The sequence below is a fragment of the Citrobacter sp. KTE151 genome (assembly GCF_000398845.1).
In the GTDB taxonomy this organism is placed as follows: domain Bacteria; phylum Pseudomonadota; class Gammaproteobacteria; order Enterobacterales; family Enterobacteriaceae; genus Citrobacter; species Citrobacter braakii.
Window position 1 is genome coordinate 1 of the sequence record NZ_KB976066.1, and the last position, 12,845, is coordinate 12,845.

The following is a 12,845-nucleotide window of genomic DNA, read 5'->3' on the forward strand; positions in this document are numbered from 1 at the left end:
TTCTTTAAGGTAAGGAGGTGATCCAACCGCAGGTTCCCCTACGGTTACCTTGTTACGACTTCACCCCAGTCATGAATCACAAAGTGGTAAGCGCCCTCCCGAAGGTTAAGCTACCTACTTCTTTTGCAACCCACTCCCATGGTGTGACGGGCGGTGTGTACAAGGCCCGGGAACGTATTCACCGTGGCATTCTGATCCACGATTACTAGCGATTCCGACTTCATGGAGTCGAGTTGCAGACTCCAATCCGGACTACGACATACTTTATGAGGTCCGCTTGCTCTCGCGAGGTCGCTTCTCTTTGTATATGCCATTGTAGCACGTGTGTAGCCCTACTCGTAAGGGCCATGATGACTTGACGTCATCCCCACCTTCCTCCAGTTTATCACTGGCAGTCTCCTTTGAGTTCCCGACCGGACCGCTGGCAACAAAGGATAAGGGTTGCGCTCGTTGCGGGACTTAACCCAACATTTCACAACACGAGCTGACGACAGCCATGCAGCACCTGTCTCAGAGCTCCCGAAGGCACGTTCGCATCTCTGCAAACTTCTCTGGATGTCAAGAGTAGGTAAGGTTCTTCGCGTTGCATCGAATTAAACCACATGCTCCACCGCTTGTGCGGGCCCCCGTCAATTCATTTGAGTTTTAACCTTGCGGCCGTACTCCCCAGGCGGTCGACTTAACGCGTTAGCTCCGGAAGCCACGCCTCAAGGGCACAACCTCCAAGTCGACATCGTTTACGGCGTGGACTACCAGGGTATCTAATCCTGTTTGCTCCCCACGCTTTCGCACCTGAGCGTCAGTCTTTGTCCAGGGGGCCGCCTTCGCCACCGGTATTCCTCCAGATCTCTACGCATTTCACCGCTACACCTGGAATTCTACCCCCCTCTACAAGACTCTAGCCTGCCAGTTTCGGATGCAGTTCCCAGGTTGAGCCCGGGGATTTCACATCCGACTTGACAGACCGCCTGCGTGCGCTTTACGCCCAGTAATTCCGATTAACGCTTGCACCCTCCGTATTACCGCGGCTGCTGGCACGGAGTTAGCCGGTGCTTCTTCTGCGAGTAACGTCAATTGCTGCGGTTATTAACCACAACGCCTTCCTCCTCGCTGAAAGTACTTTACAACCCGAAGGCCTTCTTCATACACGCGGCATGGCTGCATCAGGCTTGCGCCCATTGTGCAATATTCCCCACTGCTGCCTCCCGTAGGAGTCTGGACCGTGTCTCAGTTCCAGTGTGGCTGGTCATCCTCTCAGACCAGCTAGGGATCGTCGCCTAGGTGAGCCGTTACCCCACCTACTAGCTAATCCCATCTGGGCACATCCGATGGCAAGAGGCCCGAAGGTCCCCCTCTTTGGTCTTGCGACGTTATGCGGTATTAGCTACCGTTTCCAGTAGTTATCCCCCTCCATCGGGCAGTTTCCCAGACATTACTCCCCCGTCCGCCACTCGTCACCCAAGGAGCAAGCTCCTCTGTGCTACCGTTCGACTTGCATGTGTTAGGCCTGCCGCCAGCGTTCAATCTGAGCCATGATCAAACTCTTCAATTTAAGTTTGATGCTCGTGAATTAAACTTCGTAATGAATTACGTGTTCACTCAGAGACTTGGTATTCATTTTTCGTCTTGCGACGTTAAGAATCCGTATCTTCGAGTGCCCACACAGATTGTCTGATAAATTGTTAAAGAGCAGTTGCGACGCGCTTTAGCGCTCTGTCGCGAGGTGGCGTATATTACGCTTTCCTCTTTCAGAGTCAACCCTCATTTTCAGGTTTTTCTCTTCAACCGAACCGGCTGTTTGCGTGAAGTGATTCACATCCGCCGTGTCGATGGAGGCGCATTATAGGGATCCCATTTTTTAGCACAAGTATTTTTTGGATCTTTTTTGCTGAGTGCTTGTTTTTCACCCCTTTCGCTATATTCCTGCGCAATTTGGCTGATTTTTGATAGCTAAATCACTTGCACAGTCTCAATAATCCAACCAAAGTCTTCATTACTGCTCTATTTTCATTGAGGTAAACATGTCTGATGTATTACGTCCTTATAAGGATCTTTTCCCACAGATCGGAAAACGCGTGATGATCGACACCAGTAGCGTCGTCATTGGTGATACTCGTTTGGCTGATGACGTCGGGATTTGGCCGTTGGTTGCGATTCGTGGCGACGTCAACTATGTACAAATCGGCGCCCGTACAAACATTCAGGACGGCAGCGTTCTCCATGTCACACATAAATCCACATCTAATCCGCAAGGTAATCCATTGATCGTGGGTGAGGATGTGACGGTCGGTCATAAAGTCATGCTACACGGCTGCATCGTTGGCAACCGCGTATTGGTCGGTATGGGATCAATTTTACTGGACGGCGTAGTGGTAGAAGACGACGTTATGATTGGGGCAGGAAGCCTGGTGCCGCAAAACAAACGCCTGGAGAGTGGATATCTGTACCTGGGTAGTCCGGTTAAACAGATCCGGCCATTAAGTGACGAAGAGAAAGCAGGCTTAAAATACTCTGCTAACAACTACGTTAAATGGAAAGATGAGTATTTAAATCAGAGTAACCAAACCCAACCCTGAGAGTCTTCCTGCTGGTCCTGGATCAATGCTTCGGCCTCTTCTTCCAGGTCCCAGCGATGCTGTTGAAAGGTTTCCAGGCATTGTTCAGGCGTGCAACCGCCAAAGCGGGACGCCAACGTTTCTCCTGATATAGCACATGTTAACTGCATACCATGGACCAACGCCGGGAAAACAACGGCGCTAATATCCGTCCGCCATTCTTCTCGATCGGGAAACTGGATCGCCTGATTCATGCCGACATTTCCTGTTGCATGCTTTTGATGACGGGCTCAATCTGTGGCAATACACCATGCCAGAGTAAAACGGCGTGCGCTGCTTGTCCCACCAGCATCCCCAGACCATCGGCATACTGTTTCGCCCCATGTTCAGCACACCAGGAAAGGAACGGTGTATTCCCTTGCTGATAAAACATGTCATAGCAATAGACAGATGAGTGAATAAGCGATGTCGGAATGGCTGGTACCTCACCGCTAATTCCGCTGGATGTCGCATTAATAATTAAATCAAAACTGTAATTATCAAGCTCGTCCATACCCACCGCCTGCACGCTGCCGGTATGGGAGAAGATTTGTGCCAGTTCTTCTGCGCGCGAAGCAGTACGGTTAACGATGGTTACCGCACAATCCAGAGAAAGAAGAGGTAATAAAACCCCACGGGATGCGCCACCGGCACCAATCAACAGAACTCGCGATCCGGGGCGAATGAAAGATAAACGTTCAAGATCGCTTAATAAGCCGATACCATCCGTGTTATCTCCCAGTAAACGCCCATCCTCAAGTCGTTTAAGAGTGTTGACCGCTCCAGCAAGCGATGCCCGCTCCGTTAATTCATCGGCACGCGCAAACGCCTCTTCCTTAAAAGGCACAGTGACATTTGCCCCCTTCCCGCCCTCAGCAAAAAAGGCATTCAGCGTATTCACAAAATCATTGATAGGTGCCAGTACACGTCCATAGGAATGATCAATTTTCAACTGCTCTGCAAATTGCTGATGAATAAAGGGCGATTTACTGTGCGCTATCGGATTACCAAAAACAGCATAGGCTTCTTTCATATTACCCCTGTCGAAACTGTTCACCGGTCAGAGCATCACGGATCTCCGAAGGATTCAAACGCCCTCCGGTCTCCCCTTCAACTACGGGAAAGTCTGTACCAAACTGCGCGCGGACTTCCTCTACCGTTCTGCAAGGCGGTAAGCCACTCAAATTAGCACTGGTGGAGACTAACGGTTTGCCATAAGCCTGGCACAATGCAACCACCAGCGGATGATCGGTGACTCGCACGGCCAGCGAGTCAAAACGACCGGTCAACCAACGAGGCGTAGTCGCAGGCGCAGGGAAAACGAAGGTGACAGGACCAGGCCAGCGAGCGAACACAGCCTCACGTTGAGCATCTGTAAGCGTGCTATCGTCAATATAGGGCTTGAGCTGGTCAAAATTTGCCGCAATCAAAATTAAGCCTTTATCGACTGGGCGTTGTTTTAGCGCCAACAGACGGGTAACAGCCGTTTCGCTGTCGGGATCGCAGCCGACACCAAATACAGCTTCTGTTGGATAGGCGATGACTTTTTCTTGTTTCAGAACCGCTATCGCAGCAGCGATAGGGCCTGTGGGCAGGTTATTATTCACTTTTTTATTCCGCCGAGAACGGCTTTCCACATTGTTTACTGGCACAGAAATGCTTCACACCCTGCGCGGTTTTCTTTTCGATGAGTAGCGGATAATGGCACTCAGGACACTCTCCGGCTAACGGTTTGAAGTTAATGACAAACTGGCACTCCGGATAGCGATCGCAGGAGTAAAACGTTTTGCCATAACGGGAACGCCGCTGGACCAAGTGGCCAGTCTGGCATTGAGGACAGACTATTGCTGTTTCATCTGGCTTGTCGATAAGTTCGGTGTGTTCACACGTTGGATAATCGCTGCATCCAATAAACATCCCGAATCTTCCCTGTCTCAGCACCAGCTCGGCGCCACATGCAGGACAAAGCTTACCCTCCAGAACTTTGACAATATGTCCGTCCGCGGAAGATTTCAACGGACGGATGTAATCGCATTCTGGATAGTGTGAACAACCGAGAAACGGACCGTGTTTCCCGGAACGAATAACCAGTTCAGCCCCGCATTGTGGGCAGGGCTCGTTTTTACGCACCGTAAACAGTGCTGATTTAGCCATAACAACTCATACTGAATGAAGATTGATTAATGCAGCATACCTTCATTCACTTCAAAGAGTAATTCTTCCATTTGCTGATAGGCATTTTCACAACCTGGAATATTGAAAAGCACCATCAGGATCACCCACTTCAGGTCTTCCAGATCGAACTCTGCCGTATCCAGCGCGAGTACGCGCTCAATGACCATTTCTCGTGTTTCGAGGTTTAGCACCTGAATCTGTTCCAGGAATAGCAGGAACCCTCTACAGCTTGCATCCAGTCGTTCGCACTCTTCTGCGGTATAAATACGTATAGAAAGAGGATCGGATGCCAGTTGCATAGGTTCGGCAAGACCATCCTGATAATCAGCAAGGTTTTCCAGCCAAAGTAACGCGTTGTAGATGTCTTCACGATCAAAACCAGCGTCGGTAAGATCCCGTTCCAGTTTGTCCTGATCCACACGCAGCTCAGCTTCGTTATGGATATATGTCTCAAACAAATACATTAGTACGTCGAACATGGCATGCCCTCCTCAATCGGACATAGCCGCCGGGTACAGCTGCGATCCATCCTGCTAACTCCAGTTCGAGCAGTTGAGCCACTACCTCTGGCACAGGTTGGCCGGCACGTTCAGCGACGACGTCAACAGGTGTTACCTCATCTCCTACGTTAGCCAGGAGCTCCGGAAATGGCAATGCCACCTCTTCGTGATCTGGCGAATAAATTGATTTTTCAGGTTCATCTGGCAACCATTGCAACCCATATTGCAAATTTTCCAGAATTTCTTCTGGGGCCGTCACAAGCGTGGCTCCCTGCTGAATAAGCCAATGTGGACCTTCACTTCCCGGACTCCCAATCGGTCCAGGCAACGCAAAAACCTCCCGCCCTTGTTCCAGTGCACAACGCGCAGTGGCCAGTGACCCGCTACGCTGAGCAGCTTCTACAACCAGGACTCCTTTACTTAGACCACTAATAATGCGATTTCGTCGGGGAAAATTGCGCGGCAAAGGAAGCGTATCTAATGGGAACTCAGACACCAGTGCGCCTCCAGCCTCAATCAGTCGTTTAGCCAGACTGAAATGCTGTCGTGGATGAATGGTCTCAAGCCCATTTCCCAGCACCGCAATACTCGTACCTTCTCGGTTTATCGCAGCATTGTGCGCCACACCATCAATCCCCCGGGCCAGGCCGCTGGTGATCGTCACGCCGCATGCTGCCAGCTTTTCACAAAACAGCCGCCCCCAGCGTTCACCATACCAGGAGTGCTGTCGGCTACCGACGACGGCAACCTGAAACGAGCTAAGGCATATGGGATTTCCTGCCACAAAAAGCACCCCAGGATAATCCTCAATTGCACGGAGCTGTGCCGGATAATGCTCGCTGTCGGCAACCACAAAATGATGGTTGGGCTGTTCAAGCCAGCGCAGCGTTTTTTCCAGCGTCTGATCTGGAAAGGTTAAAAAGCGCCGGGCCTGGCGGGGAGAGAGCCCAGCATGATGAAGTACCACGTTGTTAATACACGGCTGAGTATTGAGCCAGTGGGCAACGCGCACCATCTCATCACCATACAGTTCATTCACTTGTGCTAAACGTAGCCAAATTTCGATTTTGGTCATCCCTGTTCCCCTGCCACAAGCAGTCCTGGCAATCTTTGCGATTGGTCACTGATGCTGTCAATCAGAGGGGGTTTTGTCTAGAATAGAGGTAATAATCTTTTCAACTCCTGAACACAACTCTGGATAACTATGTCAGTTTTGCAAGTGTTACATATTCCGGACGAGCGCCTTCGCAAAGTCGCAAAACCGGTCGAAGAAGTGAATGCAGAAATTCAGCGTATCGTTGATGATATGTTCGAAACGATGTACGCCGAAGAAGGTATCGGTCTGGCAGCAACTCAGGTCGATATTCATCAGCGCATCATTGTTATTGATGTCTCTGAAAATCGCGACGAGCAGTTGGTACTCATTAACCCAGAGCTGCTGGAAAAAGACGGCGAAACAGGTATTGAAGAAGGCTGCCTGTCTATTCCCGAACAGCGTGCGTTAGTACCGCGCGCAGAGAAAGTAAAAATTCGTGCGCTCGATCGCAACGGCAAATCTTTTGAACTGGAAGCCGATGGCCTGCTGGCTATCTGCATTCAACATGAAATGGATCACCTGGTCGGTAAACTGTTTATCGATTATCTGTCTCCGTTGAAGCAACAACGCATTCGTCAGAAAGTTGAAAAACTCGACCGCCTGAACGCCCGAGCTTAAGGACAAGAATCAACGTGTCAGACTCACTACGTATTATTTTTGCGGGTACACCTGACTTTGCAGCGCGTCATCTCGACGCGCTGTTGTCTTCTGGACATAACGTCGTTGGCGTGTTTACCCAACCGGACCGCCCAGCGGGACGCGGTAAAAAGCTGATGCCCAGCCCGGTAAAAGTGCTGGCGGAAGAAAAAGGGATACCGGTTTTCCAACCAGTCTCTCTTCGTCCTCAGGAAAACCAGCAGCTGGTTGCTGATTTACGCGCAGACGTGATGGTGGTGGTAGCATATGGTCTGATTCTGCCAAAAGCCGTACTGGAAATGCCGCGTCTGGGTTGTATCAACGTTCACGGTTCCCTGCTTCCACGCTGGCGTGGCGCAGCCCCAATCCAGCGCTCACTGTGGGCAGGCGACGCCGAAACTGGTGTGACCATCATGCAGATGGATGTTGGCCTCGACACCGGTGATATGCTGCTTAAGCTGTCCTGCCCGATAACTGCAGAAGATACCAGCGGTTCGTTATACGATAAGCTGGCAGATTTAGGACCTCAGGGGCTGATTGAAACGCTAAAACAGCTGGCGACTGGCACCATAAAACCCGTTGTACAAGATGAATCACTGGTTACGCATGCAGAAAAACTCAGCAAAGAAGAGGCCCGTATCGACTGGTCGCTTTCAGCCGCTCAGTTGGAGCGCTGCATCCGCGCCTTTAACCCGTGGCCAATGAGTTGGCTTGAAATCGACGGCCAGCCAGTGAAAGTCTGGCAAGCTACGGTTATTACAGCGAACACACAGGCCGCACCAGGCACTATTCTTGAGGCGACAAAACAGGGTATCCAGGTCGCAACGGGCGACGGCATCCTGAATCTCGTCTCTTTGCAACCTGCCGGTAAAAAAGCCATGAGCGCGCAGGATCTGCTTAATTCGCGCCGGGAATGGTTTGTACCCGGTAACCGTCTGGTATGACGGTTCATCTCTTTAAGCCCGGTATCTCCGGGCATTTTTATTTTTGCGCTTATGAAAAAACATCTTAATTTACGCAGTATGGCGGCCCAGGCCGTCGAACAGGTTGTCGAAAAGGGACAATCATTAAGCAACGTGCTGCCCGCCATGCAGCAAAAAGTTGCCGATAAAGACAAAGCACTGTTGCAGGAGCTTTGCTTCGGCGTGTTGCGTACACTCTCCCAACTGGAGTGGATGATCCAGCAGTTGATGGAACGTCCAATGACGGGCAAACAGCGCACTGTTCACTATCTGATCATGGTGGGCTTCTACCAACTGCTGCATACTCGTATTCCACCGCATGCTGCTTTGGCAGAGACCGTAGAAGGCGCGGTCGTTATTAAGCGTCCGCAGCTTAAAGGGCTGATCAACGGCGTGCTGCGCCAGTTTCAGCGCCGTCAAGAAGAGCTACTGGCTGAATTCTCTCAAAGCGATTTACGTTTCTTACACCCCTCCTGGCTGGTGAAACGTATTAAGACCGCTTATCCGCAGCAGTGGGAAGCCATTCTTGAAGCCAATAACCAGCGACCGCCGATGTGGTTACGTGTCAATCGTAACCATCATACGCGCGATGCCTGGCTGGACCTGCTGACCGAAGCGGGATTAACCGGTTTCCCGCATCCAGATTACCCGGATGCAGTGCGTCTGGAAACGCCAGCTCCTGTGCACGCCCTCCCTGGTTTTGATGAAGGCTGGGTAACCGTCCAGGATGCTTCCGCTCAAGGATGCATAAATTATCTGTTGCCGGAGGACGGTGAACAGATCCTCGACCTATGCTGTGCGCCGGGGGGCAAAACCACTCACATTCTGGAAGTTGCTCCGCACGCTAACGTAATGGCTGTCGATGTTGATGAAAAACGCTTATCGCGCGTTTTCGACAATCTAAAACGTCTGGGTATGAAGGCAACCGTAAAACAGGGTGATGGCCGCTATCCACAGCAGTGGTGCGGTGAACAACAGTTTGACCGTATTTTGCTGGACGCTCCGTGTTCTGCCACCGGAGTGATCCGTCGCCATCCGGATATCAAATGGCTGCGTCGCGACCGGGATATTGCTGAACTTGCCCAGTTGCAGGCTGAAATCCTGAATGCAACCTGGCCACATCTTAAACCTGGCGGCACGCTGGTTTATGCAACCTGCTCTATCCTGCCAGAAGAAAACCAACAGCAAATTGCCGCCTTCCTTGCGCGCACGCCAGATGCGGTATTAAGCGTAACCGGTACGCCGGAAAAACCTGGACGTCAGAATTTACCGAGTGCGGAAGATGGTGATGGCTTCTTTTACGCTAAGCTAATCAAAAAGTGATGAGATAACGGGTCGCGACTGATGAAAATTATCATTCTGGGTGCAGGGCAAGTTGGCGGTACGCTGGCTGAAAACCTGGTCGGAGAGAACAACGATATCACGGTAGTCGATACCAATGGTGAGCGCCTGCGTAGCCTGCAGGACAAGTTTGATCTCCGTGTCGTGCAAGGGCATGGTTCGCATCCCCGCGTTCTACGTGAAGCCGGTGCTGACGATGCCGATATGCTGGTTGCCGTAACCAGCTCAGATGAAACAAATATGGTTGCCTGCCAGGTAGCTTATTCACTGTTTAACACGCCTAATCGTATCGCTCGTATTCGTTCACCGGATTACGTTCGTGATGCGGACAAGCTATTTCAATCTGATGCGGTGCCTATCGATCACCTGATTGCGCCTGAGCAACTGGTTATCGATAGCATTTATCGCCTGATTGAATATCCGGGCGCATTGCAGGTAGTGAATTTTGCCGAAGGAAAAGTCAGCCTGGCCGTGGTGAAAGCCTATTACGGTGGGCCGCTGATTGGTAATGCGCTGTCGACAATGCGTGAGCATATGCCGCACATCGATACCCGCGTTGCGGCGATTTTCCGTCATGACCGACCGATCCGTCCGCAAGGTTCTACCATTGTTGAAGCGGGTGATGAAGTTTTCTTCATCGCGGCCTCACAGCATATTCGCGCCGTAATGAGCGAATTACAGCGTCTGGAAAAGCCTTACAAACGCATTATGTTAGTGGGCGGTGGTAATATTGGCGCCGGGCTGGCACGGCGACTAGAAAAAGATTACAGCGTCAAACTGATTGAACGTAATCAACAGCGCGCATCCGAGCTTGCAGAGAAACTGCAAAATACGATCGTCTTTTTTGGTGATGCCTCGGATCAAGAGCTGCTGGCGGAAGAACATATCGATCAGGTTGATCTGTTCATTGCGGTAACCAACGATGATGAAGCGAATATCATGTCGGCGATGCTTGCCAAGCGGATGGGTGCCAAGAAAGTGATGGTGTTGATCCAACGCAGAGCATACGTCGATCTGGTGCAAGGCAGCGTGATCGATATTGCGATTTCACCGCAGCAGGCAACCATCTCTGCGCTGCTCAGTCATGTGCGTAAAGCGGATATTGTTGGTGTATCTTCACTGCGCCGTGGCGTCGCGGAAGCCATTGAAGCCGTTGCACACGGTGATGAAACGACGTCACGGGTTGTGGGTCGCTCAATTGATGAAATTAAACTTCCACCAGGAACCATTATTGGCGCCGTTGTGCGTGGTAACGATGTGATGATTGCCAATGATAACCTGCGTATTGAACAGGGCGATCACGTAATTATGTTCCTGACAGATAAAAAGTTTATTACCGACGTCGAGCGACTATTCCAGCCAAGTCCGTTCTTCCTGTAATAATTTGGGCGCTGAAACTGCGCCTAAATTATTTCCCTTTATTTTTCATGGTTTAATAAATTTCTATTTAGGCAATACATAAATGGAAATTGCCTAAACATTTGTTAAACTTATAAACGTCAGCTGCATAGGGAGAATAAGATGAGCATTATTAAAGAATTTCGTGAATTCGCGATGCGCGGGAATGTTGTCGATTTGGCAGTGGGTGTCATTATTGGTGCGGCATTTGGGAAGATTGTTTCATCACTGGTTGCCGATATCATCATGCCGCCGCTGGGGTTGTTAATTGGTGGAATTGATTTTAAACAGTTTGCTTTAACACTACGTGATGCACAGGGAGATATCCCTGCAGTCGTTATGCATTACGGTGTATTTATTCAGAATATCTTTGATTTCGTTATTGTTGCGTTTGCTATCTTTATGGCAATCAAGCTGATCAACAAACTGAACCGTAAAAAAGCGGAAGAGCCAGCAGCACCGCCGGCGCCATCGAAAGAAGAAGTATTGCTGAGTGAAATTCGTGACCTGCTGAAAGAACAGAATAACCGCTCTTAAGCACTCACTGCAACAAGAAGGCCAGTGGTAAAAAAGTGAATGACTTTCTTGCCACTGGCCTCCCAGTTACCCCGATTACCATGTTTACCTTTACGTAGATAACTTCCTTTCCCTTTCTTATTTTTCTCAACGCGCTGCCTGAACAGTGGGTCATGTAGAAGCGCCTCAATTGCGTTATCTTTTATCTGCCCTTTAGTGTGCTGATAACGACTCATAATACCTCCGGTTGTCGTAATTTACGCCGCGAGTGTAGACCTGACCGTTCAATAAATCAACAGCCTGATGGAGATCCACTGGCGCCTTGCTCAAGTGCTTCAAGGATAGAGCAGTACACGCTGCTGTGGGCCTTGCCACAACACGCGTCATTCAATCGCTGCAGCGACCGTTGCATCGCCTGAAGCTCAGCTATTCTCGCTTCCACTTCCTGCAATCTTTCCTGGACGATCCCTTTTGATTCCTGGCAGGTATGGTGTTCGGGATCGATGCGGATCGAAAGCAGTTCGCGGATCGATTCCAGAGTGAAACCAAGCTGACGGGCATAGCGAATAAACTTTAGACGCTGAAGATCGCTTTCCGTATAGAGACGAAACCCGCCTTCTGTACGTATTTCATGTTCCATCATCTGCTGCTTTTCATAGTAGCGGATAGTATCAGGCGTCACGTCAGCCAGTTTCGCTAATTCACCAATACGGTACATGCTATCTCCGCTATTCGTCGTTGATCTTCTGCAGTAACTTATCTGCGTATTCACCGTGTAAAAACTCGGTGCTGAGTCCAGCCTGCCGAAGTTTCAGTTCCAGTAGTGACAGTCTTCGACTCACTTCCTGATAATGGGGATCATCTTTGCGGATCCCTGCAAGTATTTCAAGCAGTTGTATTGCCTCTCTGCGCTGCTCAAGCTCAGGAGGAAGACATCCCGCATTTTTTAATAAACGGAATCCGGCTCGAAGTTCAGGCGGAATGTGGGAATCATCGTCAAGAACCAACGGTTCTCCTGTACCAGGCAAACCATCAAACTCACCTTTAGACTGTGCATCAATAATATGGCGCTCTGCCCACTGGTGCAGTAACCACATACAACACTCCAGTGATGAACAAAAAGAGTACAGATATTGTAGGTAAGTGGGGATATGACGGATATAAAAAAACCCGCCGAGGCGGGTTTTTTTACGTTACTACAGATTACTCTGCAGCAGCTTCTGTTTTCTCTGAACGATCAACCAGCTCGATGTATGCCATCGGCGCGTTGTCGCCTGCACGGAAGCCACACTTCAGAATGCGAGTGTAACCACCGGCGCGGCTCGCGAAACGCGGGCCCAGTTCGTTAAACAGTTTTGCCACGATCTCGTTATCACGAGTGCGGGCGAATGCCAGACGACGATTAGCTACGCTATCAGTCTTGGCAAGAGTAATCAGCGGCTCAACTACGCGACGCAGCTCTTTCGCTTTCGGCAGAGTCGTCTTGATGATTTCATGACGAACCAGTGAACCTGCCATATTGCGGAACATAGCCTGGCGATGGCTGCTGTTGCGGTTCAGTTGACGACCACTCTTACGATGGCGCATGACCTTATCCTTCTCAGTAAAACCTTAACCTGTGATCCGG

Annotated in this window: 16 protein-coding genes and 1 rRNA gene; 6 read left to right on the forward strand and 11 right to left on the reverse strand. The window is 50.3% G+C overall.

Translation table 11 applies throughout. The annotated features are described in order from the left end of the window. Positions 1 to 10: 10 nt before the first annotated feature. Positions 11 to 1,552 (reverse strand): 16S ribosomal RNA (locus tag WC7_RS04380). 469 nt (positions 1,553 to 2,021) lie between these two features. Here WC7_RS04380 and WC7_RS04375 point away from each other — a divergent pair. Beyond that, positions 2,022 to 2,576 carry a gamma carbonic anhydrase family protein gene (locus tag WC7_RS04375; protein WP_016154733.1) on the forward strand — a complete coding sequence of 185 codons (555 nt, stop codon included), beginning with the start codon at positions 2,022 to 2,024 and terminating at the stop codon, positions 2,574 to 2,576. Here the strand turns inward: WC7_RS04375 and WC7_RS04370 are convergent. Genes WC7_RS04370 through dprA form a run of 6 tightly spaced genes read right to left on the reverse strand, consistent with a single transcriptional unit; the run spans position 2,552 to position 6,344 of the window. Further along, positions 2,552 to 2,809 carry a DUF1488 family protein gene (locus tag WC7_RS04370; RefSeq protein WP_016154734.1) on the reverse strand — a complete coding sequence of 86 codons (258 nt, stop codon included), beginning with the start codon at positions 2,807 to 2,809 and terminating at the stop codon, positions 2,552 to 2,554. The two genes, WC7_RS04375 and WC7_RS04370, sit on opposite strands and share 25 nt — an antisense overlap. After that, positions 2,806 to 3,627, reverse strand: coding sequence for a shikimate dehydrogenase (gene aroE / locus WC7_RS04365; RefSeq protein WP_016154735.1), 822 nt, complete (start codon positions 3,625 to 3,627; stop codon positions 2,806 to 2,808). Before aroE ends, WC7_RS04370 begins: the two co-directional genes overlap by 4 nt. Before the next feature lies 1 nt (position 3,628). Then, entirely contained in the window at positions 3,629 to 4,201 is a 573-nt protein-coding gene (gene tsaC, locus WC7_RS04360) for an L-threonylcarbamoyladenylate synthase type 1 TsaC (protein WP_016154736.1), read from the reverse strand. A 4-nt stretch (positions 4,202 to 4,205) separates the two neighbouring features. Continuing rightward, positions 4,206 to 4,748: a DNA topoisomerase family protein gene (locus WC7_RS04355; RefSeq protein WP_016154737.1), complete on the reverse strand. Its 543-nt coding sequence runs from the start codon at positions 4,746 to 4,748 to the stop codon at positions 4,206 to 4,208. 26 nt (positions 4,749 to 4,774) lie between these two features. Continuing rightward, entirely contained in the window at positions 4,775 to 5,248 is a 474-nt protein-coding gene (gene smg, locus WC7_RS04350) for a DUF494 family protein Smg (RefSeq protein ID WP_016154738.1), read from the reverse strand. Next, positions 5,220 to 6,344: a DNA-protecting protein DprA gene (dprA, locus tag WC7_RS04345; RefSeq protein WP_016154739.1), complete on the reverse strand. Its 1,125-nt coding sequence runs from the start codon at positions 6,342 to 6,344 to the stop codon at positions 5,220 to 5,222. The genes smg and dprA overlap by 29 nt, the downstream gene beginning before the upstream one ends. Positions 6,345 to 6,473: 129 nt before the next feature. On the opposite strand from dprA, the gene def reads away from it, so the two are divergent. The 5 genes from def to mscL all read left to right on the forward strand — a co-directional run bounded on the left by def (position 6,474) and on the right by mscL (position 11,239). Then, positions 6,474 to 6,983: a peptide deformylase gene (gene def, locus WC7_RS04340; RefSeq protein ID WP_003031159.1), complete on the forward strand. Its 510-nt coding sequence runs from the start codon at positions 6,474 to 6,476 to the stop codon at positions 6,981 to 6,983. 14 nt (positions 6,984 to 6,997) lie between these two features. Continuing rightward, positions 6,998 to 7,945 (forward strand): methionyl-tRNA formyltransferase, encoded by a 948-nt coding sequence (fmt, locus tag WC7_RS04335; protein WP_016154740.1) that lies wholly within the window; start codon positions 6,998 to 7,000, stop codon positions 7,943 to 7,945. A 51-nt stretch (positions 7,946 to 7,996) separates the two neighbouring features. Continuing rightward, on the forward strand, positions 7,997 to 9,286 hold the full coding sequence (gene rsmB, locus WC7_RS04330; protein ID WP_016154741.1) for a 16S rRNA (cytosine(967)-C(5))-methyltransferase RsmB: 1,290 nt from the start codon (positions 7,997 to 7,999) through the stop codon (positions 9,284 to 9,286). Positions 9,287 to 9,307: 21 nt separating this feature from the next. Continuing rightward, the gene (trkA, locus tag WC7_RS04325; protein WP_003031153.1) at positions 9,308 to 10,684 is read left to right on the forward strand and encodes a Trk system potassium transporter TrkA; all 1,377 of its coding nucleotides are present in this window, start codon (positions 9,308 to 9,310) and stop codon (positions 10,682 to 10,684) included. 141 nt (positions 10,685 to 10,825) lie between these two features. Further along, positions 10,826 to 11,239 carry a large-conductance mechanosensitive channel protein MscL gene (gene mscL, locus WC7_RS04320; RefSeq protein WP_016154742.1) on the forward strand — a complete coding sequence of 138 codons (414 nt, stop codon included), beginning with the start codon at positions 10,826 to 10,828 and terminating at the stop codon, positions 11,237 to 11,239. Here mscL and arfA read toward each other — a convergent pair. From arfA to rplQ, 4 genes are all read right to left on the reverse strand, one after another. Next, positions 11,236 to 11,454, reverse strand: coding sequence for an alternative ribosome-rescue factor ArfA (arfA, locus tag WC7_RS04315; RefSeq protein ID WP_016154743.1), 219 nt, complete (start codon positions 11,452 to 11,454; stop codon positions 11,236 to 11,238). The genes mscL and arfA overlap by 4 nt on opposite strands. 56 nt (positions 11,455 to 11,510) lie before the next feature. Next, on the reverse strand, positions 11,511 to 11,936 hold the full coding sequence (zntR, locus tag WC7_RS04310) for a Zn(2+)-responsive transcriptional regulator (protein ID WP_016154744.1): 426 nt from the start codon (positions 11,934 to 11,936) through the stop codon (positions 11,511 to 11,513). Between the two features lie 10 nt (positions 11,937 to 11,946). Further along, entirely contained in the window at positions 11,947 to 12,315 is a 369-nt protein-coding gene (locus WC7_RS04305; protein WP_016154745.1) for a DnaJ family domain-containing protein, read from the reverse strand. Between the two features lie 106 nt (positions 12,316 to 12,421). After that, positions 12,422 to 12,805 (reverse strand): 50S ribosomal protein L17, encoded by a 384-nt coding sequence (rplQ, locus tag WC7_RS04300; protein WP_001216370.1) that lies wholly within the window; start codon positions 12,803 to 12,805, stop codon positions 12,422 to 12,424. Between the last annotated feature and the right edge of the window lie 40 nt (positions 12,806 to 12,845).

Bases quoted from the DNA above. Each gene is read 5' to 3' on its own strand.
- aroE (WP_016154735.1), bottom strand. From the start codon at position 3,627: ATGAAAGAAGCCTATGCTGTTTTTGGTAATCCGATAGCGCACAGTAAA.
- WC7_RS04370 (WP_016154734.1), bottom strand. From the start codon at position 2,809: ATGAATCAGGCGATCCAGTTTCCCGATCGAGAAGAATGGCGGACGGAT.
- trkA (WP_003031153.1), top strand. From the start codon at position 9,308: ATGAAAATTATCATTCTGGGTGCAGGGCAAGTTGGCGGTACGCTGGCT.
- rsmB (WP_016154741.1), top strand. From the start codon at position 7,997: ATGAAAAAACATCTTAATTTACGCAGTATGGCGGCCCAGGCCGTCGAA.
- zntR (WP_016154744.1), bottom strand. From the start codon at position 11,936: ATGTACCGTATTGGTGAATTAGCGAAACTGGCTGACGTGACGCCTGAT.
- WC7_RS04355 (WP_016154737.1), bottom strand. From the start codon at position 4,748: ATGGCTAAATCAGCACTGTTTACGGTGCGTAAAAACGAGCCCTGCCCA.
- arfA (WP_016154743.1), bottom strand. From the start codon at position 11,454: ATGAGTCGTTATCAGCACACTAAAGGGCAGATAAAAGATAACGCAATT.
- smg (WP_016154738.1), bottom strand. From the start codon at position 5,248: ATGTTCGACGTACTAATGTATTTGTTTGAGACATATATCCATAACGAA.
- WC7_RS04305 (WP_016154745.1), bottom strand. From the start codon at position 12,315: ATGTGGTTACTGCACCAGTGGGCAGAGCGCCATATTATTGATGCACAG.
- def (WP_003031159.1), top strand. From the start codon at position 6,474: ATGTCAGTTTTGCAAGTGTTACATATTCCGGACGAGCGCCTTCGCAAA.
- dprA (WP_016154739.1), bottom strand. From the start codon at position 6,344: ATGACCAAAATCGAAATTTGGCTACGTTTAGCACAAGTGAATGAACTG.
- WC7_RS04375 (WP_016154733.1), top strand. From the start codon at position 2,022: ATGTCTGATGTATTACGTCCTTATAAGGATCTTTTCCCACAGATCGGA.
- rplQ (WP_001216370.1), bottom strand. From the start codon at position 12,805: ATGCGCCATCGTAAGAGTGGTCGTCAACTGAACCGCAACAGCAGCCAT.
- mscL (WP_016154742.1), top strand. From the start codon at position 10,826: ATGAGCATTATTAAAGAATTTCGTGAATTCGCGATGCGCGGGAATGTT.